Source organism: Aeribacillus composti, from assembly GCF_007827555.1.
Classification (GTDB): Bacteria; Bacillota; Bacilli; order Bacillales; family Aeribacillaceae; genus Aeribacillus; species Aeribacillus composti.
Genome location: NZ_VISS01000009.1, coordinates 13,751 through 38,072 on the forward strand (window position 1 = coordinate 13,751; position 24,322 = coordinate 38,072).

Genomic DNA, 24,322 nt, shown 5'->3' on the forward strand with positions numbered 1-24,322 from the left:
TGTGTACAATTAGACTCAAAAGAAAACGTTTACTACTGGGGGGGTTACTTCAATGATTGGATTCATCGGTATCGGCATCATGGGAAAACCAATGGTTAGAAACCTTATGAAAAAAGGTCATGAAGTCACTGTTTATGATATTAACGAGGAAGCCGTTCAACAGTTGGTGCAGGAAGGTGCAATATCATCTGCCTCTCCAAAAGAAGTGGCGCAAAAAAGTAACATCATTTTTACTATGCTGCCCAATTCTGAACATGTAAAAAGCGTCATTCTAGGTGAAAACGGCATTGTGGAAGGAGCTTCCAAAGGTACGATAGTCGTGGATATGAGCTCGATCTCTCCTGTTGTTTCAAAAGAACTGGCGCAAATTTTAAAAGAAAAAGAGATTGATATGTTGGATGCACCAGTGAGCGGAGGAGAACCGAAAGCAATCGATGGCACTTTGGCGATTATGGTTGGAGGAAAAGAAGAAGTTTTTAAAAAAGTTTTAGATTTATTTAAATGCATGGGGCAATACATAACTTTAGTCGGAGAAAATGGGGCTGGCACAACTGCTAAACTTGCAAATCAAATCATAGTCAACGTCAATATCGCAGCAATGTCTGAAGCTTTAATTTTAGCTGCAAAAGCAGGAATCGATATTGAAAAAATGTATCGAGCGATTCGAGGGGGGCTTGCAGGAAGCGCTGTGTTAGATGCAAAAGTGCCGCTCATTTTAGAACGCAATTTCACTCCGGGCGGAAGAATCGATATTAACTTAAAAGATTTAACAAATGTTGTGGAAGCAGCACGTTCAATTGGCACGCCCATCCCTCTAACCTCCCAAGTATTAGAAATGTTTCATGCATTAAAGATAGATGGAAAAGCTGGTGATGATCATGCCGGTTTAATTCAATATTATGAGAAATTGGCAAATTTTGAAGTGAAAAAGGGAGTGTAAGCTATGCTCAAGACGTCGGAAGTGATTTCCTCCTACCCTACAGTCGATCTCGACATGATTCAAAACGAGTGGTCTCAATATAATTCGAAATTCAATCACAAAATTATTGTGCTTGATGATGATCCTACTGGAGTACAGACCGTTCACAGCATTCCCGTTTACACGGACTGGTCATATAAAGCAATCGAACAAGGATTTCAAGAAGACAATCAAATGTTTTTTATTTTAACAAACTCTAGAGCGTTTACTGAGGAGAAAACCAAGCAAGTTCATCAAGAGATTGCCGTTACAATTGAAGAGATTTCTCAAAAATACAAACGTCCCTATATTTTAATCAGCAGAGGAGATTCAACTTTAAGAGGTCACTATCCTCTGGAAACTAAAGTACTCCGCGAAACAATTGAGCAAAAAGCAGGACGAAAAATAGATGGAGAAGTTTTAATACCGTTTTTTAGAGAAGGAGGCAGATTAACAGTCCAAAACACTCACTATGTTGACCAAGATGGGGTTCTCATTCCCGTTGGGGAGACAGAATTTGCAAACGACCGGACATTTGGTTATTGTTCAAGCCATTTAGGCGAATGGATTGAAGAAAAAACAAAAGGTGAATATACGAAAGATTCTGTTACCTATATTTCATTAGATGATATTCGCGCAATAAATATTGATAAAATATACCGCCAATTAATGTCCGTATCAAATTTTAACAAAGTTGTTGTTAACGCTATAGCAGAAGAAGACGTTTCCGTTTTTGCATCTGCCCTGATCAAAGCAATTCAAAATGGTAAACAGTTTTTGTTTCGGACGGCAGCCTCCTTTACAAAAATCATTGGAAATGTAAAGTCCCGTCCACTACTTACAAAAGAAGAATTAATTGAGGAAAATCATAGCAATGGCGGCCTTATTTTAATTGGTTCACACGTAAAAAAAACGACTGAACAGCTAAACCAATTAAAAAAATTGTCAACTCTTCATTTTATTGAGCTTGATAGTCATCTCGTGTTGAATCAAGAAAAATTCAAAAAAGAAATCGATCGTGTCCGCTTGGAAGCAGAACAAAAAGTAAAAAACGGTATCACCACCGTCATCTACACGAGAAGAGAACTGCTGAAATTAGGAGAGGATGCGGAAGAAGAATTACAACTTGCTGTCAAAATATCTGATGGAGTAACCAGCATCGTTTCTAATTTTGCTATAAGGCCTAAATATATTATTGCCAAAGGCGGTATCACATCAAGCGACATCGGTACAAAAGGATTGGGAGTAAAACGTGCAAACATTGCCGGCCAAATCGCACCTGGTATACCTGTGTGGCAGATTGGCACTGAAAGCAAATTCCCTAATTTACCTTATATTATTTTTCCAGGGAATGTCGGTGCTCCCTCCACACTGAAAGATATTGTAACAAAATTGGAAGGAGTGAAAGAATAATGCTTACTGGAAATATGTTAATTTTAGTATTCATATTCGCATTGGCATTCTTGTTTTTCCTTATTTTAAAACTGAAAGTTGACCCGTTTTTATCACTCATTACCATTGCTATTATAACCGCACTTATAATGGGGTTCAAATTGAATGAAGTTGCTGGAATTGTTTCAGGCGGTTTCGGAAATACTTTAATGGGCGTCGGAATCTTAATCGGTCTAGGCGTTATTTTTGGAGAATTTTTGGCTGCATCAGGTGCCATTGAAAAAATAGCACAAGCTGTTTTAAAGGGCTTCGGAAACCGCCGATCTGTTGCAGGATTAGGATTAACTGGAACTGTTGTGTCAATTCCCGTATTTTTTGATGCAGCATTTGTCATACTAAGCGGTTTGATCAAAAGTTTATCGAAAAAAACAGGAATATCTGTTGTATCTTTTGTAACCGCTTTAGGAATTGGATTAATCGTTTCCCACAGCATGGTGCCGCCGACACCAGGTCCGCTCGTTGTAACGGAAAATACTAATGCTGATCTAGGGCTGTTCATTTTATATGCCATCATTTGCGCGATTCCTGCAACACTGGTTGGCGGCTACTTATACGGATTGTTCATCGGAAAACGAGTCAATCCTTCAGGCGATTTTGACGAAAATGCAGGAACCGATGAAAATAATCCAAAGCCGAAAAAAGAGATCAGCACAGGTTTATCCTTATTCATGCTGGCTCTTCCAATCATTTTAATTTTATTGAATACCCTTTCACAATTATTATTTCCAAATACACCAATTTCAGCCGTTTTAGGGTTTATCGGCGAAAAAAATGTTGCTTTACTAATAAGTGTATTAGCAGCTATTATCATCCTTAAGCCATATATTTCTATACCTTATCAGCAACTGTATTCACAAGCCATTAATTCGGCAGGTATTATTATTTTAATAACCGGTGCCGGAGGAGCTTTTGGAGCTGTTATTAATGAAAGCGGGATAGGAGACCATCTAATCGAAACGATGCAAAGCTGGAGCATTCCGGTACTTTTATTAGCTTTTATTTTTTCACAAATTTTGCGCGCATCGTTAGGTTCTGCTACTGTTGCTTTAGTGACGACTTCCAGCATTTTAGGACCTGCCGCGGGAGATCTTGGGGTCTCACCCATCCTGCTTGGTTTAGCCATATGCTCAGGAGCAATCGGCCTTTCACTTCCGAACGATTCTGGTTTTTGGGTCGTGAACAAATTCGGAAAACTTACGATAGTCCAAACTTTAAAAGCATGGACGATCGGAGGATTTTTGGCAGGCTTAACATCCCTCACCATGGTTTATATACTCAGCCTGTTTTCAGGAATTTTGCCTGGAATATAAAAACTTTAAGGTTGGCTCATGGATCCGAGCCAGCCTTTTTCAATGAGTGAAAATCGTAAATCATGATCCATACTAAATACGCTAGAACGTATCAACTAAAAATAATTTAGCTTCTTCCATACGATAAAATAAAAATGTTTTCATTTAGAAATATCAATTGAATTTTTTTCAACTCAGTTGACGTGAGCGAATATTGAACCTTCCTCTCAGCCATTTAATTTAGATAAGAAAAAACAAAACCGTCTTGTTATGACAAAATTGTTGATGACGCCTCCTGTTCGATATATTGTTTAACTAATTTATAGCAATCATCAATATGTTTATTTCCTAAATATTTCATCGTTGCAAAGCTGATCCCGGCCGAAACCCCTATTCCAATGAGAGGAATAAATTTGCTCGTCTGTTTTGCCGCCATCCGGGTTGCAGCTTTTTTCACCAAGCTCAGCACCAATTTTTTGCCAATTGTTCTTCCGATGAGTTCATTTCCTAATGAAGTTGCCAGTACGATAATGAGCTCTTTTGTTTTCGCATCCAATTGATCAACTTGCTCTTTTGATAAACCAAACTTTTGATTAATTTCATTTAGCAGATCTTTCACAAGTGCAGCATCCACCGTCACATCAATACCCGGAATTGGAACAGCTGCAGCAATGGCAGAAACAGATGAACGTCTATTCACTAATTTACGGCATTCTTCCCGAATTTGATCCAATTGTTCGATCGTTTTTGGCAGCATTAAAAAACCTCCGTTCCTAAATCATTTCTTCTGTCATCGCTTCAATGACTGCGGGCTATGTAAAAAGAAGGCGACAAATTTAATCACCAGCCAATTCAAAGGGAAACGGCAATAAGAACGTTGCAGCCGCAAATATTTTTGAAATCTTTACTTTCTCCCTTTAAAGCTCCTGCTAAAGCTTGCGATTAGAAATAGTTTTTGCTTTTTCTCCATTAAATACCCCAATCGTGAAAAAAATCTTTTCTCCGCCTCCTTATAGGAAGAGTATACCATGTTTATAGGCGTTCAGAAATAAAGTCATCGACAAAAAAACCGGAGAAACGAATGAAAGGATGAAGTTAAAAAACTAATAAGCGCTCACAAAAAATTCTTTGTGAACTCAAGATCGTTGAAAATTCCGATTGATCAACACGCTGAACAATGGAACAGCAGCAAGTATTGTTTATTCAATTTTACAATGGGAGCAAAAGGTGTGATTGCTTTATATTTTTTCATCGATTCATGCATTTCTATTAGAGGAAAAGTGTAATTTAACTTTAGTTATTAGCCAATGTGGATCTTAGTAGATTCTGTGATTAACCTTTTATAAATAACAAATAAACGGAAAGCTGACTTTATTAAAGATACAAGAAAATAAACTCTTTTTTGCAAAAAGAAAAAAGCAGGAGTTCATCCTGCTTTAGCTATTGAATCATCTTCTACATAGTAGGGAAAATTTTACAATCTTAACATTACAATTTTAGAGATATGTTAAAAAATACTATGAAAATTGATGAAACGTAATTTCAGGGCGGCTGCCAATTCGGATGTTCACTCCTGTTTGTCCTAGGCCTTCGCTAATATAAAACGGCCGCTTGTTATGGTAATGGAGTCCTTTAATAATGTTCATTCTTGGAAGCTTGCCTTTGAAAAAAAGATGGTACGGCTTTGGCAAATTGATTTGTCCGCCGTGGAAATGACCGGACAGCAAGTAATCAAACGGAATGTTTTCCATTTCAAGAATAACGCTTGGATCATGGGTCAGCACTAATCGCATTCCTTCTTCTACTCCGTGAAAAGCTTTTTGAACATAACTGCGGTTTGTCGTGTAATCATCAATGCCAATAATATTCAAGCATTCTTCTTCAAGCTGAATGGTCACGTGCTCATTTTGTAGTGTTTTTATCCCGTAATGCTGCAGCATTTTTTTCAAAGTTTCAAAGTCTTCTTCCTTTAAAACATAATCGTGATTGCCGAACACAGCATACGTGCCGTACGTTGGATTTGTTTTTCTCAATACTTCCAAGTATGCGGAAAGTTTTGGGATGCTTCTCTTCCGGTCGAGAAAATCACCTGTCAGTGCAATAAGATCAATTGGTTCTGCTGAAATCAGCTCAGCTAATTCCTTTGGGCTGATCGATAAGTTTTCTAGGTGTAAATCAGATAGATGGAGTATTTTTATATTCTTTGCAGAAGCTTTCCTATCGGGGCAGCGGACTGTGATTTTCTTAACAGCTACATCCTTTGTATTTTTATTTCCTTTTATTAAAAAGAATATGAAAAGTCCAAGAAAAAATAATATAACAAAAAATAGCATAACCAAACTCCTCTCTCCCCCAAGTATAACGAACCTTCTCAAACGATCCTAGTGGGAGTTAAAGGAATTTGAAAAAAACTCTTAGCTGCAAAAGAGCTCAAACTATTAACAAACCTGCCTTCCGCCTCTGCCGGAAAGACAGGTTTGCCTTTCTTAATTATTTTGCGCATGTCCATACGTTAAAAGCTAAAACAAGCATCCGTTTTCATGATAACTTTTTCATATCTGCGAAATTCATCCGCTGCTGCCTTGCTGCTCTTTTGCATCAGTCAATCGGTTCTTTGTGCTTCTTTATTTATAAATCGTGCACCTTTCAGCCAGCTAAGTTTTTCCGGTTGTGGCGCTGAACTCTGCAAATTGTTCAAGCTTTGACAAATCGCTAGATGTGCCCTGGATTTTTAAGAAACCATAATTTTACAAATGTCATTTGTAAACTCAACAGGATCTTGGACTGGCAGGCCTTCAATTAGCAAAGCCTGATTATATAAAATGTTTGTGAACAGCTTCAGCTTCTCTTGATCGTTTTCATACGCTGCTTTTAGCGTTTGAAAGACTTCGTGATCTGTATTAATTTCAAGCACTTTCTCCGCTTTAATGTTTTGGCTGTTCGGCATAGCATTTAACACTTTTTCCATTTCAATCGTGATTTCGCCGTCTGTTGATAAACAAACAGGATGTGTTTTTAACCGTTTTGATGCTCGCACATCCTTTACTTTATCACCCAAAATGCTTTTCATTTGTTCGAACAGCTCTTTATGTTCTTTTTCAGTTTCTTTTTTGTTTTCTTCTTCGCTAATTCCTAAGTCGCCGCTGGAGACTGATTTAAATTCTTTCTCTTTATATGTCATTAACATTTTGATCGCAAATTCATCGATATCCTCTGTCAAATACAAAATTTCATAGCCTTTATCTGCAACCAGCTCGGTTTGCGGCAGCTTTTCAATTCGTTCATACGAATCGCCCGTTGCATAATAAATATATTTTTGCTCCTCAGGCATTCTTGATACATATTCTTGTAAGGTGACAAGTTTTTTCTCCTTTGAAGAGTAGAACATAAGCAAGTCTTGCAATGTTTCTTTATTTGCGCCGAAATCGCTGTAAACGCCATACTTTAATTGTCTGCCAAATGCTTCATAAAACTTTTCATATTTTTCTCTTTCATTTTTTAATAGGTTTTCTAGTTCGCGTTTAATTTTGTTTTGAATGTTTTTCGCAATGATTTTCAATTGCTTGTCATGCTGGAGCATCTCTCTTGAAATATTTAACGATAGGTCCTCAGAATCAACCATTCCTTTAACGAAGCTGAAGTAGTCAGGCAGTAAATCCGGGCACTTGTTCATAATTAACACGCCGTTGGAATACAGTTCAAGCCCTTTTTCATAATCTGCTGTATAGTAATTAAATGGCGTTTTTTCCGGAATATATAAAATCGCCTGATAGCGAACCGTCCCATCTACGCTAATATGAATATGTTTTAACGGTTTATCAAAGCCATAATGCTTTTCGGCATAAAAGTTTTCATAATCTTCATCTGTCAGTTCACTTTTATTTTTCCGCCAAATCGGAACCATGCTGTTGATTGTTTGTTCTTCAACAACCTCTTCAAATTCGTTCTCGTTCTCATTTTTCGGTTTTTGTACTTTGACATCCATTTTGATCGGATAGCGGATGAAGTCGGAATATTTTTTAATGATTTGTTTTAACCGATATTCATCAAGAAATTCGTCATAGTTGTCATCTTCAGTATTCTCTTTGATTTTTAGTATGATCTCCGTTCCGATCTCTTCCTTCTCATATGGTTCGATTGTAAAACCATCAGCGCCTTTTGATTCCCATTTATATGCTTGATCGCTGCCCAGCGCTTTACTGATGACAGTGACAACATCCGCAACCATAAAGGCGGCATAAAAGCCAACGCCGAACTGTCCAATAATGTCATAGCCGTCTTTTAATTCGTTTTCTTTTTTAAAGGCGAGCGACCCGCTCTTAGCAATCGTACCAAGATTTTCTTCCAATTCCTCTTTTGTCATGCCTATGCCTGTATCAACGATTGTGAGCGTCCGCTTTTCTTTATTTGGAATAACTTTTATGTAGTATTGATCCTTTTGAAAAGTTAACGAATCATCAGTCAGTGCTTTGTAATAAATTTTATCGATCGCATCGCTTGCATTTGAAATTAACTCCCTCAAAAAAACTTCCTTTTTTGTATAAATGGAGTTGATCATCATTTCTAATAACCTTTTCGACTCGGCTTGAAACTCTTTTTTTTCCATGACCGCCTCTCCTTTCTAAAAAGCGTATGTGCAAAATGAAGATAAAAATTAGCACTCTAATCAATCGAGTGCTAATCATCAATTTTTTAATAACAAATATTTAATTTTATGTCAACTCCGAATGATTGACCGCTTTGCACTTTTCTTGAGTTTTTCTTTACGAACGATAGGCAACAGTCGTTTTCGAATGAGAAGGGCTTTGCCTTTCCACATAATGGTTGCAAATTTCTTTACCAATCAGGATGTTTTTCGGCACAAAAGCATTCCCTCACAATTTTCAAGCTTCACTTTTATTGCCAATCCTTTAAGATTTCCCCATTCCTCTTAAAAAATGAAGAAGCATAGTAATCGATCGGTTGATGTCAGGATCTTTTAAAGCCGATAGCAATTGGAAAATAGAAGTTGTTTCTTCTTTATTGACGCTTGCCGCAGCTTCTTGTATTCCAGCATTCATTCTTGTCGACATTACCTGCAGCTTTTCGAGATCGATTGTTCCCAGCAGCATCAACAGATTGACGATATTTTTTAAAACATCAATGTTCGGTTTTCTGCTGACTTCCTTAACCACGTTTTCTAGTACTTGATCTTTCCGCGCTAAAAGGGCATTGGCGATTTCCAGAACACCTGCATCGTGAAGCTTCCGTAAACATGCTATGCCTTCTAAAACTGCCTCTTTATTGTCTGCTAACGCTTGCTCGATTTCTAATAAATTTTGCTTTCTTTTTTCTTCTTGTGACACTTCGATTTTTTTGATGGTTGTAATTGGTTTAGCCATGTATTTTCACCTTGCTTCCGGGAAACGTGTAATCGCTGCGCTCCCATTTCTTCTCTACTTTGACCCCAATTTGCGGATTTCTTTTTCCGTTTCGATGGTTGTTTGGCCGAATTGGGGAGTCTCCTTTTTCCTTCAATACGACCATTTTTACGGCAATTTCTTTATATGCCGGTGTGTTCGTATCGCGGTCAGCATGATTGCCTGTTAAACGATTAATAGCCAATTCGCCCGTATCATTCAATGGGATAAAGATTTCATGCTTTTGCACGCGATCCGTTATGTGAACAGGGCCTTTTACAGAGCCGTATTTGGAAATAAGCTTGACAATGGCTCCTTCTTGAATACGGCGTTCTTCAGCCAATTCTTTCGAAATTTCTATAAAAGCGTTCGGGGTTTTCCGGCTGATTCCTTGTGATTTATACGTCATGTTCCCTTCATGGAAATGCTCTAGCAAGCGCCCGTTGTTCACGTGAAGATCATACTCTTCATCTACATCATATAAATAATCGACTTGAAGCGGATAAAGCTGTGCCTTTCCATCGGCAAACGGGAATCGATCTTCATAAAGAAGCGGCGAGTCGGTTCCATCTTTCTCAACAGGCCATTGCAAGCTTGAAAATCCTTCTAAACGGTCATAGGAAACACCGGCAAAAAGCGGTGCGAGCGACGCCGCTTCTTCCATAATTTCTCCAGGGTGCTGATAATCCCAATTGAAGCCCAGCGCTTTCGCCAGCATACAATAAATTTGCCAATCAGGCTTCGAATCTCCAAGAGGCGGCAATGCTTCATACAATCGCTGAATCCGGCGTTCTGTATTGGTAAAAGTTCCTTCTTTTTCTAAGCTTGGGCTGGCCGGCAGCACAACATCTGCATATTGGGCCGTTTTTGTTAAAAATAAGTCCTGCACAACGAAAAATTCCAGCTTTTCAAAAGCGGCGCCGACTTGATTGATATTGGCATCGACAATCCCCATATCTTCGCCAGTCACATATAATGCCTTCAGAGCGCCTTCATGAATCGCTTTAACCATTTGATGATTGTCTTTTCCCGGATTTTTAGGCAATGTCACGCCCCAAGCTTTTTCATAACGGCTGCGGACTTTTTCATCCGCTACCTTTTCATATCCCGGGAAAAAGTTCGGCATGCTTCCAAAGTCGCTGCACCCTTGAACATTGTTATGGCCGCGCAGCGGATAGGCTCCAGTGCCCGGTTTGCCGTAATTGCCTGTCACTAATAACAAATTGGAAATGGCAGTACTCGTATCACTTCCGCGCTGCTGTTGAGTGACTCCCATCGCCCAGCAAATGACCATTGTTTTAGATTGATGAATCGTTTCAGCAACCTTGATCAGCGTGTCCTTGGAAATTCCCGTCACTTCTTCCGCATATTCCAACGTAAACGGCTCTAAGCTACTTTTATATTGTTCAAAGCCGTTCACTCGTTCTTTGATAAACTCTTCATCATGCCAATTTTGGTCAATGATGTATTTCGTTACAGCTGACAGCCAAACAAGATCCGTTCCTGGCTTTGGCCTGATAAACATATCGGCCCGCTCCGCCATTTCATGCTTTCTTAAGTCAAACACGAGCAGCTTTTGTCCATAAAGTTTTTGCGCTCGTTTGATTTTTGATGCCAAAACCGGATGCGATTCCCCTGTATTGGCGCCAATAATGATGACAAGATCAGAGGAAGCTATGTCAGAAAAAGATCCTGAATCACCGCCATAGCCGACAGTGCGAAATAGTCCGACCGTTGCTGGAGATTGACAATATCTTGAGCAATTATCAACATTATTCGTTCCTATCACTTGACGGGCAAATTTTTGCAGTAAATACGATTCTTCATTCGTTGCTTTGGAAGAAGCTATAAATCCTAAAGCATCAGGGCCATGTGCATCTTTTATTTCTTTAAACCGTTTTGCAACATATCGAATCGCCTCATCCCATTCAACTTCTTTAAAATGGTCGCCTTCCCGGATCAACGGTTTTGTCAGCCGTTCTTCACTATTGACATAATCCCAGCCGAACTTCCCTTTTACACAAGTGGAAATTCCGTTTGCCGGCGATTCCGGTGTTGGTTCAACTTTTAAAACTTTTCTGTCTTTTGTCCATATATAAAATGAACAGCCAACTCCGCAGTATGTGCAAACTGTTTTCGTTTTCTTGATCCTTTCCTTGCGCAGCTCAGCTTCTGTATCTGAGATGGCCATTAGCGAACCGTATCCTGTTTCCACTTCCTTCGTCAAATTAATCATCGATCGTAATGTACCAGGTTCTACATTTGTTAAAAAGCCGGCTTCCCCTAACATTGATTTTTCCATTAAGGCATTGCACGGACATACAGTTACACATTGGCCGCAATTTACGCAGCTGGACTGATCAATCGGCACATCGTTGTCCCAGATCACACGAGGCTGCTCTCTGCTCCAATCAATCGTCAATGTTTCATTTACTTGAACATCTTGGCACACCTCTACACAGCGTCCGCATAATATGCATTGATTTGGGTCATATCGATAAAATGATCCTGAATAATCCACTTCATACGGTTTTGGTTGGAACGGAATGCTTTGATGTTCGATGCCTAAAGCTTTAACCGTATTATGAATTGTACAATCTCCATTGTTTTTATCGCAAACTGTGCAATATAATTCATGATTTTTTAAAATTTGATCCATCGCTAATTTTTGAGATTCTTTTACTTTAGAAGTCTCTGTTTCAACAACGAGTCCTTCTTGGACTTTGTAGCTGCAGGCTCGTACAAGCTCCCCGTTCACTTCCACCATACAAGTATCACATGTTTGAATTGCGCCCAAGCTTTCATGATAACAAACGTGCGGTACATCCATTTCATGTTCGAGCAAAGCCTGCAGAAGATATTGATTTTCCCTTGCGGTTATTTCTCCCCCGTTGACCGTAATCGTTACATTTCCCACGATACGTTCCCCCTGTTATTTTGTTATTCTGTTGCTATGTGTATAAATGTTCATTTTATTTTCCCGTATAAACCCAACAGTTGTAATGTTTAAATCTTCTGCCAATTGAAGTGCCAAATTTGTTGGAGCCGATTTTGATAGAAGTATACCGCATCCAATTTTCGAAACCTTCAGCACTACCTCTGAGGAAATCCGCCCGCTGAAAGCGATTATTTTATCATTTAAAGAAATGCTTTCGTTTAGATAGAAGCCATATAATTTATCTAAAGCATTATGTCGTCCAATGTCAGAAAATGTCTTAATCAATCCCTCTTTTGAACATAATGCCGCATGATGAATGCCTCCAGTACGCTTAAAAGCCGATGAAGCTTCATTTAACATTTCCATTAACTGAAAGCATTGTGCGGCAGAAATCGTCATGCTGCTCAAAATTGTTTTCGCTGTTTTCACATCATTATAAAAATAAAACTGTCGGCTTTTTCCGCAGCAGGAGCCGATAAAGCGTTTGGAAACAAACTCTTTCTTATCCCCTATCGGCTGATGCAAATGAACATAGGCAAACCCCTTATCCTCATCAATTTGAAGCGCTTTCACATCTGCTTTTATGCGGATTATCCCTTCTGAAGCTAAAAAGCCCAATACAAGCTCCTCTACATGGGACGGCGAGCATACTAATGTGGCGAATTCCTCATTGTCCACAAAAATTGTTAACGGATACTCTATCGCAATTTCATCTATCACCACTTTCTTGTTTTGATGATCAATTTTGATTATTTCTCTTTTACAAATAATTTCTTTTTCCATAATGGGAACCTTCCTTTTTAATCACACCTCTAAAATAAAATATTCGACAGAAGCAGAAAAAATCCTTTTCTTCTTTTTTTCTCTATTTGTCCATACAAGGAAACTGTTTCACTGGAAAACCTAAGCGAGGTCAGGCTGGGAAAAATGAGGGGAGAAATATATATCTTTCAAGCGACATCGACTGATTTTGGCAGACTGCTTGTTCGAAAAAATCATCCATTGATCATTGTCTTTTATCGTGCCAAACAGCTGGGGAAAAGCAACTGAAAAACTGTAACCCCTCTGCTTTTTCATCTATCCATCTAATAAGCTATTCGGTCATTCCTTAACCAACATCTACCGTTTGAAATTATTAGCAAATTTTTCACATTCTCTGCTGCCATTTTTCAATGCACGGAATATTTAACTGCTTGCACTTGTGTACGATCGGAGCGCATACCGCCAGAACCGGCGCGATATCCATAAGAACAGCCCGGCAAGTACAACGGATAGGATTGTTGTCATCCCGTTCCATTTTCCAAGCAAAGACAACGCCGGCGTGCTTGTAATAAAGGCAGCTGGCAAAATGTATGTGAGCACGATGCGAAGCCAGCCTCTATACATTCCGATTGGAAACCGTGTTGTTTCAAAAAATGAATTAAAAACAAACGATAGATCATCGATACGAATAACCCAAAAGGAGGTGGTCATCAGCATCATCCACAGCGCGTAAATCAGGACAAGCGAAGATCCGATACTAATGAAAAACATCACTGCATCCATTATTGTCGGCATATAATGTTTTTGTATTAACGCATAGATTATCAAGCCGATGCCAAGAAGCACATCAATTAAGCGCCAAAACACTAAATGGCGGAAGCTGACATAAAACATGCTGTCGACCGGCTTTGTCAATACATAATCAAACGTCCCCATGCGAATATGCTGCAGCAGACGGGACATGTTGGGCCGCAGGGCAAAATCAATCAATCCTTGCAGCGTATTGAATATACCAAGAAGCAGCAGAACATCCGCATATTTCCAACCGCCGAGGTTATCTGTTTGATAAAAAAATACTTGAATTGTCAAAATAGCCATCCCAATGCCAAACAAACTCGACAGGAAATTCCCTAAAAATTCGCTGCGATATTCGAGCTCCTCCACTAAACAAGTCCGAAAAAATTCACAAAAAATGCGCCAATGTCTTTTCACATTATCCCCCCACAGCTTGGTTTTTCCTTAGACCAGCCTTCCAAAGCAACAATACTGCAAGCATAAAAAACATGCACCAAACTGCAGCCAATCCAAATCCGTACACAATATCCATCCCTTGGACGCTTCCGGTCAAAATTTCGATTGGAAACCCGACCATATATCGAAAAGGCAAATAAAAGCTGATCGTTTTCAAAAACGGCGGCAGGAGCGACATCGGTGCAATGCGGCCCGACAAAAAGAGAGACACCGCTTCAAACATGCCATACAAAGCCGTCACTTTTGTCACCCAAAAACCTAACAGACCAAATGTGTAGCTGAATAAAAAACGAATGACCGCTGCCAATAAAAGCGCACAAAAGAATAACAGCCACTGCGCCGCACCTATTTGATCCAGCCGCAGCGCCGGAATAAAGACCGCCAAGAGGCCCCATGCCGGAATTAAAATGACTAAAAATAACGCTTTATACACAATATTTTCAGCAATGGCCCAATGTATCGGGTGAAACGGACGGACAATTTGATAAGAAAAGGTTCCCTCCCTTATTTCACGCTCCAATTCCCAAACGTCCCAAGCGCTTGTCATGCGTTCAACAAAAATCAATGCCGCAAAGTAAAAAATAAACGCATTCTCCTGATCAGGATCAATATTCATCCAGACCATCATCGTGATCAGCGGCTGAACCATGGCTCCTGTCATCCACACGATCGTCGCCAGCCGGTAGGCAAACATCTCCACATATTTCATGCGAAGGAGAACAGAGTATTTACGAAACATGTGCATCCTCCTGAAACGCGAGCGTTATCACTTCTTCCATCGGCGGATCTTCTATATTTAAATCGCGAACATCAAACAGCTGCAAAAATCGGGAGGATACCTCGTGAATGCGTTCCCTCGGCACACGAAGCGTTACTTTACCCTCTTTTGCATCGACTAATTCGCCGTATGCATCCCATGAAATATCGGGAATGGACGAAAGCTGAACCTCTAGCAATTTATACGGCGTCAATTTTTCCGTCAACATGTCCAATTCACCATCATACAACAGCTTCCCATGATTAATAATGAGCACCCGATCGCACAGCGCTGTCACATCGCCCATGTAATGCGATGTCAACAATACTGTCGTTCGGTGCTCGCGGTTATACTGTCCTATAAAGCGGCGGACTTTTTCCTGCGTATGGACATCCAAGCCGATCGTCGGTTCATCCAAAAATAAAACCTTCGGCCGATGCAAAAGCGCGGCTGCTAATTCGCATTTCATCCGCTGTCCGAGAGACAAACTCCGCGTTGGTTTCGTCAAGAGCTCTTCTAACTCCAGCAGCTCGACAAGCTCATCCAACGTTTGCCGAAACGCACGGTCTTCTATTTCGTATATCGCTTTATTGACGAGAAACGTTTCCATTGGCGGAATATCCCATATGAGCTGGCTTTTCTGTCCCATGACTAAACTCATGATCTTCTTAAATTCCGCTTTTTGTTCAAACGGTACATATCCGGCAACTTGAATGCTCCCGGAGCTTGGATAAAGCAAACCGGCCAGCATTTTAATTGTCGTTGTTTTCCCCGCTCCGTTCGGCCCTAAAAATGCGACAATTTCTCCCGAAGGAATGGTAAATGAAATGTCCCGCACCGCTTCCACAGTACGAATTTCCCTCTTAAATAAACTGCGTACAGCACCCGTCCACCCTGCTTGCCGAACGTGAACTCGAAATTGCTTGTACAAATGCTCTACTTGAATTGACATAGTGCCTCCCTCTGTTTCTTCGAACACCATGGGATTACGCCATTGAAACAATCATTGTGAAATCGTCTCAATTAATTCTAATCGAAAATCACCAACCTGATTTTTTTTGTACAAATTCGTCACAGAAGTGGAATAATTTTGTATCGTCCCCCTAAAGTTCAGGTCTCTTTCAGGAACTGACACATCAAACGTTTGCTGATACAGCAGCGTCGTAATATCATGATATTCATCGCTTCTCACCTTAAAAGCAAAACGAATTTTATGTAATGGCTCACCGTTTGGTTGATGAACCACTTCCTCTTCATACTCCTCAACTTGTATCTCTACACCATTCAATATTACTTTCTTCACCATACGATCCATCCCTCCTTGGGCTGTTTACAAAAAATCATAGCACGAATGCTTCCTGCCCACAAACTAGCATGCTTATGAATATACAACATAAATTCGAAGCTGTCATTTTTTTGACTCTATTTAGCCTGGATGAACTGGGGCTAAAAACCCGTGCGATTTAGAACGGACTATGTAACATTTTTAATTTTATATAGTCAAGATGAACTGCAGCCGTATTTTTGTTTGCCAAAAAAAAATACATTTAGAGGCGGCAGCAACAATCCGTTCGATTACGGATTCAAACGTTCTGCCAATTTCGCAGCCAAACATAAACAGAATCTTATTGGCTGCTTTCAGGCTTTTTAAGCTAGGGAAAACATGGATTTTTGTCACAGGACTTATCCCTATATTTTCTTAACCCGGCAGATAATCCGATATGATTTGAAAATCATGTATATTCTTTAAATATTTGTACAAACATATGTTGAGCAATGCTGATTTTTTCAGATTTTGCAAATGGTACAGGCTGCCTAAAATGCTATAATATGGCATAAACTAAGCGAAAAGAGCCAATGTTCACATATTTTTCATTCTCTATATATACATTTGTCAAAGAGAATTGACAAAGAGCACATTTTTATAAAGTAAAATGAAATCATATTGTATTGGTTCATCCTGATCATATACTCATGACCGGTTTCAAAGATTTATCCCATTCAAAAGGAGGAAATAAAATTGTTATTTGAAGACCCCGTATTCAGCAGTCGAATGCTGACTATCCTTACACTTTCTTTTCACGCTATTTACGCAACCATTGGGGTAGGCGTTCCGTTGATGATCATGATTGCCCAGTGGGTTGGGATCAAAAAAAATGACGAACATTATCTTTTAATGGCTAGACGTTGGGCGCGGGGGTATGTCATCACCGTAGCTGTCGGCGTTGTAACAGGAACTGCGATTGGACTCCAGCTGTCATTACTCTGGCCGAATTTTATGGAACTTGCCGGAAATGTGATCGCATTGCCACTTTTTATGGAAGTATTTGCTTTTTTCTTTGAAGCAATCTTTCTCGGAATTTATATGTACACTTGGGAACGATTTAAAAATCAGCGGAAGCACCTGCTCTTTCTGATTCCTGTCTCCCTTGGCGCCGCCTTTTCTGCCTTTTTTATTACCATCGTCAACTCTTTTATGAATGCGCCGCAAGGGTTTGACATTGTAAATGGTGAACTCATCAATGTCAATCCGCTGGGTGCGATTTTTAACCCGGCCATGCCGACAAAAGTCGCACACGTAGTCGCAACCGCCTTTATGACAGCCGCCTTTACGCTGGCATCTATTGCAGCATGCCAATTATTAAAAGGCTCCAACCATGTTTATCATAAAAAAGCCTTGTTTTTAACTATGAAAATAGGACTGATTTTCTCCATTGCAACAGCTGTTATCGGAGATTTTTCCGGCAAATATTTAGCTGAGTACCAGCCAGAGAAATTGGCGGCTGCGGAATGGCATTTTGAAACAGAAGGAAATGCTCCTCTAGTCATGTTTGGTATTTTAGATGACGAACAAAACATTAAATATGCACTTAAATTCCCATATTTGCTCAGTATTTTGGCGCATGGAGATCCAAATGCAGAAGTTATCGGACTAGACCAATTTTCAAATTTTGAATCTCCTCCGCTTTATATTCATTATTTTTTTGATATTATGGTAGCCATTGGCGTTTTCATGATTTTATTAGCACTTATCTATTGGATTGGAGTGAAGCGCGGATGGGCTTTCATCAACCAAAAATGGTTCCGCATGCTCATTGTGCTCGGAGGGCCTCTATCTTTTATCGCGATTGAGGCTGGCTGGTGGTTGACTGAATTTGGCCGTCAGCCTTGGATCCTTCGCGGAATTATGACAACGGGTGAAGCAGCAACTTCAAGCGGCCATGTAGGTCTTATGCTCATTCTTTTTGCCATTTTGTATTTGATTTTAGGAATCGGCACGATTGTGATTCTTCGCCGGTTGTTTAAAAATAATCCGGTGGAAAGAGAGCTTGAAAATCGATTAGGCGGTGAGCAGTCATGAGCTTGGAGATTATTGGGATATCCGTCCTTTGGATCTTTTTGTTCGGCTATGTGATCGTTGGATCCATTGATTACGGCGCTGGATTCTTTAATGCTTACAGCATTTTGAGTGGCAAGCAGCATATATTGTCCAAAATTATTCAACGCTACCTGTCTCCAGTTTGGGAGGTAACCAATGTATTTTTCGTTTTCTTCTTTGTTGGGATTGTCGGTTTTTTCCCAAAAACCGCATTTTATTATGGGACAACTCTCCTTGTTCCGGGAAGCATTGCGATTATTTTGCTTGCCATTCGCGGGTCTTATTACGCATTTGAAACGTATTCATCAAAAGGGCATAAAGGGTATGCCTTTATGTATGGATTGTCTGGATTATTGATCCCTGCATCATTATCTGTCGTCTTAGCCATTTCTGAAGGCGGATTTGTCTCGATGGTGGATGAGCATCCAGTTTTAAACTACGTAGCATTATTTAAAAGCCCATTATCTTGGAGCATCGTCGTTTTAAGTATTACGGCCGTCCTTTATATTTCAGCTGTTTTTCTTACATGGTACGCGAATCAAACTGGTGATACAGACGCAACGAATTTAATGAGAAAATATGCTCTTTTCTGGGCATTTCCTTTAATCATAACAGCTTGCGGCATCATTTATGAACTGAGCTATCACAACCAAGAGCATTTTGAACGCATCCTTAATTTATGGTGGATGTTCGCTTTATCGTTTCTTTTATATGTCGGGACTGTCTGGCTCATTTGGAAAAGAAAAAATTATGGATTGGCATTCGGATTGTTAGTAGGTCAATTTCTGTTAGCTTTCTTTGGATATGGAATCTCCCATTATCCGTACTTGCTTTATCCATATTTGTCCATTTATGACAGTTTTACAAACGAAGCTATGGCCATTTCCCTGATCATCGTTTTTATTTTAGGATTAGCCCTTTTGCTCCCTTCCCTTTATTTACTAATAAAACTGTTTCTGTTCGATAAAGATTATGTGAAAGGGCAAAACGCAAAATAAGGAGTGTGGAACGATGAAGACTTTTTTAATTACGTTTGCCCCCTTTCTCGTGCTATTCGCTGCTGCAGCTTTATCATTTTGGACAGCAGTGAAAGATGAGCTCATATCCAAAAGAGGATAAAAATTGAAGCAAGCTTAGAAATCAATCGAAAAAAAGCCGACAGTTTGCTCCATGTCGGCTTTCTTTAATTTGCTGTAAAGACACTTTGTTCAATTTGCTTCATTTGATAAAAGTATCCTTTTTTGTTCATCAATTCTTTGTAGGTTCCCGCTTCTACAATAGCTCCTTCATCCATAACGATAATTTGATCCATGTTTTCCAGACCGGCCAGACGATGACTGACAAGGATGACGGTATCATTTTTAGCAGCTTCAAACAGATGATGATAAATAGACTGTTCCGTTAAAGCATCCAAAAATGATGTCGGTTCATCAAGTATCCATAGCGGAGCTTTTTTCAACAATACCCTGGCGATCGCCAGTCTTTGCTTTTCCCCGCCCGATAAATTTCCTCCTCTTTCTAACAACGGATCGGCCAAAGAAAGATAGTCAAGCTTCACCTTTTTCAGCACATCTTCCAAATCTTCGTCAAGCACTGCATCTTTAGCAATCATTAGGTTATCGCGAACGGTACCGTAGAAAAAGTGGTTGTCCTGCAAAATAACGTTCGCATTTTTCCAAAGGCTATCGTCATCTAATTGATCGATCGGGATGCCGTTGATCCGAATCACCCCTTGATAGTTTTTATAAATTTTTAATAAAAGGGCCAGCAAGGTCGATTTGCCCGAACCACTAGGTCCGACAATGGCTGTTTTCGATCCTGCCGGAAATGTAATTGAAACATTTTTTAAAATTTCACCAAATAAATGAAAGGTGACATTCTCCATGACAATTGATGGAGCTTGTTGACCGGGAAGCTCCTTCATTTCTTTCTCATCAGACGTTTTTACAGAAGAGTCTTGATGCGTGGCGTCTGATAGTCTTGCAGCAGCTTGACGGCTGTCCTCTAAATAACTTGGAAAAGCAGCCATCGGTGCCGCATGTTCAAAAACAGTTAATGAAATCATTACAAGCATGGCAAGAAAAATACCATCTAATTGACCGCCTGCAACGAAATAGACGCCAAGCAAAAGAATAATCCAAGAGACAATTAAAGATACAAACGTATTGACAGATTGACTGAAGAGGTTATGGATTGCTTCACGTTCCTGTTCTTTCAAATAAGCATCGGAGCGTTGGGTAAGCTTCTCTTGTTTATGCTCAAGCTGTTGATAAATTTTTAAATCGCGAAACCCATAAAAAAACTCCGTAACTTCTGTCGATAAATTCCCGCGGCTTTGCCGAACATGACGCTCTACTTTTTTTAGTCTGAAAGCAAAGTAAGCCGGAATTAGGACAGTGGTGAAAATCAAACCGATACATAACACCAAGGCAATATAAAAGGAAAAGAACGAAGTGAAAAAAATGGTCCATAAAAATATGAGAGTGGATACGATCGGCGGATAAAAAACACGCAAAAAGAAGTTTTGCAGCGTTTCCACATCGCCGACAATTCTGGAGAGGAGATCTCCGCTCCGATATTTAAGAAAAATCGCGGGCACCAATGGCTCCAGCTTTTCAAAAAAAGAAACTCGCAACCGGCTTAATATATTGAATGTGGCGCGATGAGAAAAATAACGCTCCCCGTAACGGCTGCCGGCACTGATAAACCCTAACAGTTTTATACACGCTATGAAAACAGTCAGCGTGTAAATTGGCGGTGCAAGAGCTGCTTTAGAAATCAAATAGCCGCTTGAAGCAAACAAACTCACTGTCGCGATTCCTGTTATAAATCCGAAGAGAATGGACAAAAAAAGATCTTTCTTTTCTGTTAATGTCAGCTTTGTAATAAATAGCAAATCTTTCATTTTGCCATGCCTCCCTGTTGGAGCGTTGTCATTTTCCTGTACGCTTCAACTGATTCCAGCAATTCTTTATGTGTTCCGGATGCGATGAGTTCTCCATTTTCCAAAAAAAGAATTTTATCCGCATTTATAATGGTATGAAGCCGATGAGCGACGGTAATGACGGTGGAAGATTGAGCTAATTCCTTTATGGAATCCTGCAAAATTTGTTCTGTTTGAAGATCCAGTCCGGTCGTCGGCTCATCAAACAATATAATGGATGGTTTTTTCAAAAACGCTCGTGCCAGTGCAATTCGTTGTTTTTCCCCTCCGGAAATTCCCCTTCCTCCTTCTCCAATAGGTGTATCAAAACCATTTTCAAGTGATTGGACAAGCTTTAAAATCCCTGCCTTTTCGGCTGCTTGTTCGATTTCCTCTCTCGTTGCATCGAGTTTTCCTCCCAAGGCGATATTTTCCGCAATCGTTCCAGAAAAAAGATACGGATTTTGCGAAATATAGCTAATTTCATTGAACCAGCTCTTTTCGTTCAAATCAGACCGCCGAATTCCGTTCATATAAATTTCCCCTTCAGTAAGCGGAACAAGACCTGCAATCACATGTAATAAAGTCGATTTCCCAGCGCCGCTCTTTCCGACAATTGCCACTTGCTCAAACGGGCGGATTTCAGCATTTATATTTTTTAAGGCAAACCTATCTCCCTCGTAACGAAATCCCGCTCCTTCTATGCGAATGGTCGGAGGTCCTTCACCTTTTGGCAAAACTGCCTTCCCCCATTTTACTGGCTTTCCGATTGCGTTTAGCTCCTCTTCAATCTTTCTTGCCGCCCCCATACTTCCCCTGCCTGCATGAAAGGCGCTTCCTAAATCTTTCAGTGCATTATAAAACTCAGGAGCTAGAATCAGCATGAAAAACGCGGTAAAAAAAGAAATGTTTTGAAAAATAATTAAGCGAATCGCCACATCAAGGGCAATCAATCCCATACTAAGCATGGAAATGAACTCCAGCATAAAAGAAGAGGTAAAAGCAATTTTCAATACTTCCATCGTCGCATCACGAAAGCCATGGCTGCTTTTTCTGATCGCTTCTTTCTGCTGTTTCGCACGGTTGAACAGCTTAAGGGTTGTCAGCCCTTGCAAGGTGTCAAGAAAATGTCCCGATAAAGCGGTCATTTTCTCCATTTGCTCCTCCGATTTCTTTTTCGTTTTGTAGCCAATGATGATCATGAATATCGGTATAAATGGCGCTGTAATCACCATGATTAATCCAGTAAATGGATGGCTAGCAAACACAACGAAAAGAATGAGAAGAGGTATGATCAACGTTTGAACTGCCTTTGGAATATAAATGCTAAAGTAGCTGTCGATTTCATCTACCGCATCCAGCAATACACTTGCTTTTTGTCCTGTTTTCCCTTGCAGCGATACTTGCAGCGGGTTGCTTGAAAATTTATTTAATAAAGATTGGCGAAGATCTTTTTTCACTTTGGACGCTATTTTAATTCCTGTTAAACCGCTGAAATAATGGGATGCAGTTCTGGCCAACAGAACAATGAACAAACCTAAAAGCAACTGGAAAACATCAGCAAAAGACTGTTTCTGTAAAAAAATGCGATCGACTATCGCCGCAAAAAAATAAGCTTGTCCAATAATGGCAGCACCAGAGATTAAAGCAAGCACGATTAGCAACATCAATTTTGTTTTCTGCTTAAAAGCCAATTTTTTTAGCTGAACCATCCTTTCATGCCTCCAAAAAAACACGTCCATAGATAAGTTTGATGAAACTTGAAAAAACTCTTTTAACATGGCAGTCCAAACGTTTTACAGTTCGCAAATACTTTCAAACAAGTATACATGATAAAATATATTCAAGTAAAACAACGGCCTCACCATTTTTTAAAAGTCTTCTATTCCTTGTTTACAACTTTGTAATTGTTGAATAACATGCTTAGATGAAAGAAAAATTTTTATTCGTTTATTATAGAAAGATATCAAATCGTGAAACTAATTTGATTTTCTATCGTATATAACATTGAAGCTAAGTTCAAAAAAAATACGAATACTTTCATACAGGGGGAAGTCGAAATTGAAAAAATTATTAGCAGCTTTGTTTACTTTCGCGCTTATTTTTTCACCTGTTGGAAATGTTGTTTTTCAAGATCATCCAACGATAGTAGAGGCGAAGTCATACAAATCAGGGAAAAAAAGCTTCAATTTGAATAAAAATACTACAACGAACAGTTCGAATTTCCAAGATAAAAAGGCAAACACTCCAAAAAATCAATCTGCCGGCTCCAAAGGCACACTCTCATCAGGAGGATTTTTCAAAGGCCTAATGTTAGGAGGGCTTGCCGGATTATTATTTGGCGGACTGCTAGCAAACATGGGTATATTCGGTTCAATTTTAGGTTTATTCATTAATTTGCTGGCAATCGTTATTCTCATCTCGATCATTCGCAAAATTTTCGTCCTGATCAAACATAAAAAAGAAAAAGAGGCTGCAAATCCATGGAAAAGCTGATTATTCCGGAGCAAGATATTATTAACGCCATCTGCGTGTACATTTCCCGAAAAAAACAAATAAAGCCGGAAGAAGTTGTAGTGGAGCTGATGTATGACGACGATTACGGCTTTTCTGCCGAAGCGTATGTAAACGACCGAAAGCAAGTACTTATTACCGCAAACATCATCGAAGCTCTGCGTCTTTGGCTCGATGAATTTTTAAATGAAGACCCGTACGCTGGGATTGAACTTGTGTTGGATGATGAAGAAGGAATTATTGCCATCGTCAAAGGAAGATAAACGAACAATCCTTAAAAAATAATCAGCACAAATTCGGCTGACTATGGATTGCGCTGGAACATTATGAAAAATGTTTCGGCGCTTTTTCATATTTCCAATTAAAATCCACTCTGAATCTAAAAAAACTCTATTTTATTGATTTTTTAAAATGCGATGAATCTCTTTAATCTCTACCCCGTATTCAACTGAACGTGCTGACAATTCCTCAATCACACGCTGCTGACGTGCTACAAATTGTTCTAAATTCTCATAAGTTTTAGGGATTCCTGTAATTTTTCGTTCGATATTTTCCATTTTTACTTCTAATCGGGATTGTCCTTCTTTTAGTTCTTTCATCCCTACTTTTAGCTCTTTCAACTCTTCTTTTACACCTTGTTGTTCGACTGCCAAACGGTGTTGTCCTTCTTTTAGTTCTTTCAGCTCTTCCTTCATATCTT

The 24,322-nt window shown here is 39.6% G+C and carries 21 protein-coding genes and 1 pseudogene; 9 read left to right on the forward strand and 13 right to left on the reverse strand.

Annotated features, from left to right (window positions below):
• Positions 1-52: 52 nt before the first annotated feature.
• From garR to FB379_RS06325, 3 genes are read left to right on the forward strand one after another with little or no spacing between them, the layout of a single operon-like run.
• Positions 53-940, forward strand: coding sequence for a 2-hydroxy-3-oxopropionate reductase (gene garR / locus FB379_RS06315; protein WP_144597491.1), 888 nt, complete (start codon positions 53-55; stop codon positions 938-940).
• A 3-nt stretch (positions 941-943) separates the two neighbouring features.
• Complete coding sequence (locus tag FB379_RS06320; protein WP_144597493.1) at positions 944-2,371, forward strand: four-carbon acid sugar kinase family protein; 1,428 nt, start codon at positions 944-946, stop codon at positions 2,369-2,371.
• The gene (locus FB379_RS06325; RefSeq protein ID WP_144597495.1) at positions 2,371-3,720 is read left to right on the forward strand and encodes a GntP family permease; all 1,350 of its coding nucleotides are present in this window, start codon (positions 2,371-2,373) and stop codon (positions 3,718-3,720) included. Before FB379_RS06320 ends, FB379_RS06325 begins: the two co-directional genes overlap by 1 nt.
• Positions 3,721-3,967: 247 nt before the next feature.
• On the opposite strand, the gene FB379_RS06330 is transcribed toward FB379_RS06325, so the two are convergent.
• From FB379_RS06330 to FB379_RS06375, 10 genes are all read right to left on the reverse strand, one after another.
• On the reverse strand, positions 3,968-4,456 hold the full coding sequence (locus tag FB379_RS06330) for a hypothetical protein (RefSeq protein WP_144597497.1): 489 nt from the start codon (positions 4,454-4,456) through the stop codon (positions 3,968-3,970).
• 760 nt (positions 4,457-5,216) lie between these two features.
• The gene (locus tag FB379_RS06335; protein WP_144597499.1) at positions 5,217-6,032 is read right to left on the reverse strand and encodes a metallophosphoesterase; all 816 of its coding nucleotides are present in this window, start codon (positions 6,030-6,032) and stop codon (positions 5,217-5,219) included.
• Positions 6,033-6,430: 398 nt separating this feature from the next.
• Positions 6,431-8,305, reverse strand: a complete 1,875-nt coding sequence (gene htpG / locus FB379_RS06340) for a molecular chaperone HtpG (RefSeq protein WP_144597501.1) — start codon at positions 8,303-8,305, stop codon at positions 6,431-6,433.
• Between the two features lie 304 nt (positions 8,306-8,609).
• Positions 8,610-9,080, reverse strand: a complete 471-nt coding sequence (locus FB379_RS06345; protein ID WP_144597503.1) for a helical membrane plugin domain-containing protein — start codon at positions 9,078-9,080, stop codon at positions 8,610-8,612.
• Positions 9,073-12,018, reverse strand: a complete 2,946-nt coding sequence (fdhF, locus tag FB379_RS06350) for a formate dehydrogenase subunit alpha (RefSeq protein WP_144597505.1) — start codon at positions 12,016-12,018, stop codon at positions 9,073-9,075. The genes FB379_RS06345 and fdhF overlap by 8 nt, the downstream gene beginning before the upstream one ends.
• A 12-nt stretch (positions 12,019-12,030) precedes the next feature.
• Positions 12,031-12,819: a formate dehydrogenase accessory sulfurtransferase FdhD gene (gene fdhD / locus FB379_RS06355; protein WP_144597507.1), complete on the reverse strand. Its 789-nt coding sequence runs from the start codon at positions 12,817-12,819 to the stop codon at positions 12,031-12,033.
• Positions 12,820-13,221: 402 nt separating this feature from the next.
• On the reverse strand, positions 13,222-14,010 hold the full coding sequence (locus tag FB379_RS06360) for an ABC transporter permease (RefSeq protein WP_063386393.1): 789 nt from the start codon (positions 14,008-14,010) through the stop codon (positions 13,222-13,224).
• 1 nt (position 14,011) lies between these two features.
• On the reverse strand, positions 14,012-14,788 hold the full coding sequence (locus FB379_RS06365; RefSeq protein WP_063386394.1) for an ABC transporter permease: 777 nt from the start codon (positions 14,786-14,788) through the stop codon (positions 14,012-14,014).
• Complete coding sequence (locus tag FB379_RS06370; RefSeq protein WP_063386395.1) at positions 14,778-15,758, reverse strand: ABC transporter ATP-binding protein; 981 nt, start codon at positions 15,756-15,758, stop codon at positions 14,778-14,780. Before FB379_RS06370 ends, FB379_RS06365 begins: the two co-directional genes overlap by 11 nt.
• Positions 15,759-15,809: 51 nt before the next feature.
• Positions 15,810-16,112, reverse strand: a complete 303-nt coding sequence (locus FB379_RS06375) for a DUF3219 family protein (RefSeq protein WP_063386396.1) — start codon at positions 16,110-16,112, stop codon at positions 15,810-15,812.
• Between the two features lie 150 nt (positions 16,113-16,262).
• On the opposite strand from FB379_RS06375, the gene FB379_RS06380 reads away from it, so the two are divergent.
• The 4 genes from FB379_RS06380 (at position 16,263) to cydS (ending at position 19,304) form a co-directional block, all read left to right on the forward strand.
• Entirely contained in the window at positions 16,263-16,457 is a 195-nt protein-coding gene (locus FB379_RS06380; protein WP_063386397.1) for a hypothetical protein, read from the forward strand.
• Positions 16,458-16,859: 402 nt separating this feature from the next.
• Positions 16,860-18,167 (forward strand): cytochrome ubiquinol oxidase subunit I, encoded by a 1,308-nt coding sequence (locus FB379_RS06385; RefSeq protein WP_412674448.1) that lies wholly within the window; start codon positions 16,860-16,862, stop codon positions 18,165-18,167.
• Positions 18,164-19,183: a cytochrome d ubiquinol oxidase subunit II gene (locus FB379_RS06390; protein ID WP_063386398.1), complete on the forward strand. Its 1,020-nt coding sequence runs from the start codon at positions 18,164-18,166 to the stop codon at positions 19,181-19,183. The genes FB379_RS06385 and FB379_RS06390 overlap by 4 nt, the downstream gene beginning before the upstream one ends.
• 13 nt (positions 19,184-19,196) lie before the next feature.
• The gene (gene cydS, locus FB379_RS19195; protein WP_375338786.1) at positions 19,197-19,304 is read left to right on the forward strand and encodes a cytochrome bd oxidase small subunit CydS family protein; all 108 of its coding nucleotides are present in this window, start codon (positions 19,197-19,199) and stop codon (positions 19,302-19,304) included.
• Between the two features lie 64 nt (positions 19,305-19,368).
• Here the strand turns inward: cydS and cydC are convergent, their stop codons facing one another.
• Positions 19,369-21,090, reverse strand: coding sequence for a thiol reductant ABC exporter subunit CydC (cydC, locus tag FB379_RS06395; RefSeq protein ID WP_066251674.1), 1,722 nt, complete (start codon positions 21,088-21,090; stop codon positions 19,369-19,371).
• Positions 21,087-22,820 carry a thiol reductant ABC exporter subunit CydD gene (cydD, locus tag FB379_RS06400; RefSeq protein WP_144597511.1) on the reverse strand — a complete coding sequence of 578 codons (1,734 nt, stop codon included), beginning with the start codon at positions 22,818-22,820 and terminating at the stop codon, positions 21,087-21,089. Before cydD ends, cydC begins: the two co-directional genes overlap by 4 nt.
• Before the next feature lie 349 nt (positions 22,821-23,169).
• Here cydD and FB379_RS06405 point away from each other — a divergent pair, with 349 nt between their 5' ends.
• A complete protein-coding gene (locus tag FB379_RS06405) occupies positions 23,170-23,604 on the forward strand; it encodes a hypothetical protein (protein WP_063386401.1) in 435 nt (144 codons plus the stop codon).
• Positions 23,592-23,885 (forward strand): YxcD family protein, encoded by a 294-nt coding sequence (locus tag FB379_RS06410; RefSeq protein ID WP_063386402.1) that lies wholly within the window; start codon positions 23,592-23,594, stop codon positions 23,883-23,885. Before FB379_RS06405 ends, FB379_RS06410 begins: the two co-directional genes overlap by 13 nt.
• Before the next feature lie 132 nt (positions 23,886-24,017).
• Here the strand turns inward: FB379_RS06410 and FB379_RS06415 are convergent.
• A pseudogene (locus FB379_RS06415) lies at positions 24,018-24,322 on the reverse strand (hypothetical protein); the annotation flags it as partial.

Coding starts and splice junctions, on each gene's coding strand:
- cydD (WP_144597511.1), bottom strand. CDS start 22,820: ATGGTTCAGCTAAAAAAATTGGCTTTTAAGCAGAAAACAAAATTGATG.
- htpG (WP_144597501.1), bottom strand. CDS start 8,305: ATGGAAAAAAAAGAGTTTCAAGCCGAGTCGAAAAGGTTATTAGAAATG.
- fdhD (WP_144597507.1), bottom strand. CDS start 12,819: ATGGAAAAAGAAATTATTTGTAAAAGAGAAATAATCAAAATTGATCAT.
- FB379_RS06335 (WP_144597499.1), bottom strand. CDS start 6,032: ATGCTATTTTTTGTTATATTATTTTTTCTTGGACTTTTCATATTCTTT.
- FB379_RS06375 (WP_063386396.1), bottom strand. CDS start 16,112: ATGGTGAAGAAAGTAATATTGAATGGTGTAGAGATACAAGTTGAGGAG.
- FB379_RS06325 (WP_144597495.1), top strand. CDS start 2,371: ATGCTTACTGGAAATATGTTAATTTTAGTATTCATATTCGCATTGGCA.
- FB379_RS06390 (WP_063386398.1), top strand. CDS start 18,164: ATGAGCTTGGAGATTATTGGGATATCCGTCCTTTGGATCTTTTTGTTC.
- cydS (WP_375338786.1), top strand. CDS start 19,197: ATGAAGACTTTTTTAATTACGTTTGCCCCCTTTCTCGTGCTATTCGCT.
- FB379_RS06410 (WP_063386402.1), top strand. CDS start 23,592: ATGGAAAAGCTGATTATTCCGGAGCAAGATATTATTAACGCCATCTGC.
- FB379_RS06345 (WP_144597503.1), bottom strand. CDS start 9,080: ATGGCTAAACCAATTACAACCATCAAAAAAATCGAAGTGTCACAAGAA.
- FB379_RS06365 (WP_063386394.1), bottom strand. CDS start 14,788: ATGTTTCGTAAATACTCTGTTCTCCTTCGCATGAAATATGTGGAGATG.
- FB379_RS06330 (WP_144597497.1), bottom strand. CDS start 4,456: ATGCTGCCAAAAACGATCGAACAATTGGATCAAATTCGGGAAGAATGC.
- FB379_RS06385 (WP_412674448.1), top strand. CDS start 16,860: ATGCTGACTATCCTTACACTTTCTTTTCACGCTATTTACGCAACCATT.
- FB379_RS06370 (WP_063386395.1), bottom strand. CDS start 15,758: ATGTCAATTCAAGTAGAGCATTTGTACAAGCAATTTCGAGTTCACGTT.
- cydC (WP_066251674.1), bottom strand. CDS start 21,090: ATGAAAGATTTGCTATTTATTACAAAGCTGACATTAACAGAAAAGAAA.
- garR (WP_144597491.1), top strand. CDS start 53: ATGATTGGATTCATCGGTATCGGCATCATGGGAAAACCAATGGTTAGA.
- FB379_RS06320 (WP_144597493.1), top strand. CDS start 944: ATGCTCAAGACGTCGGAAGTGATTTCCTCCTACCCTACAGTCGATCTC.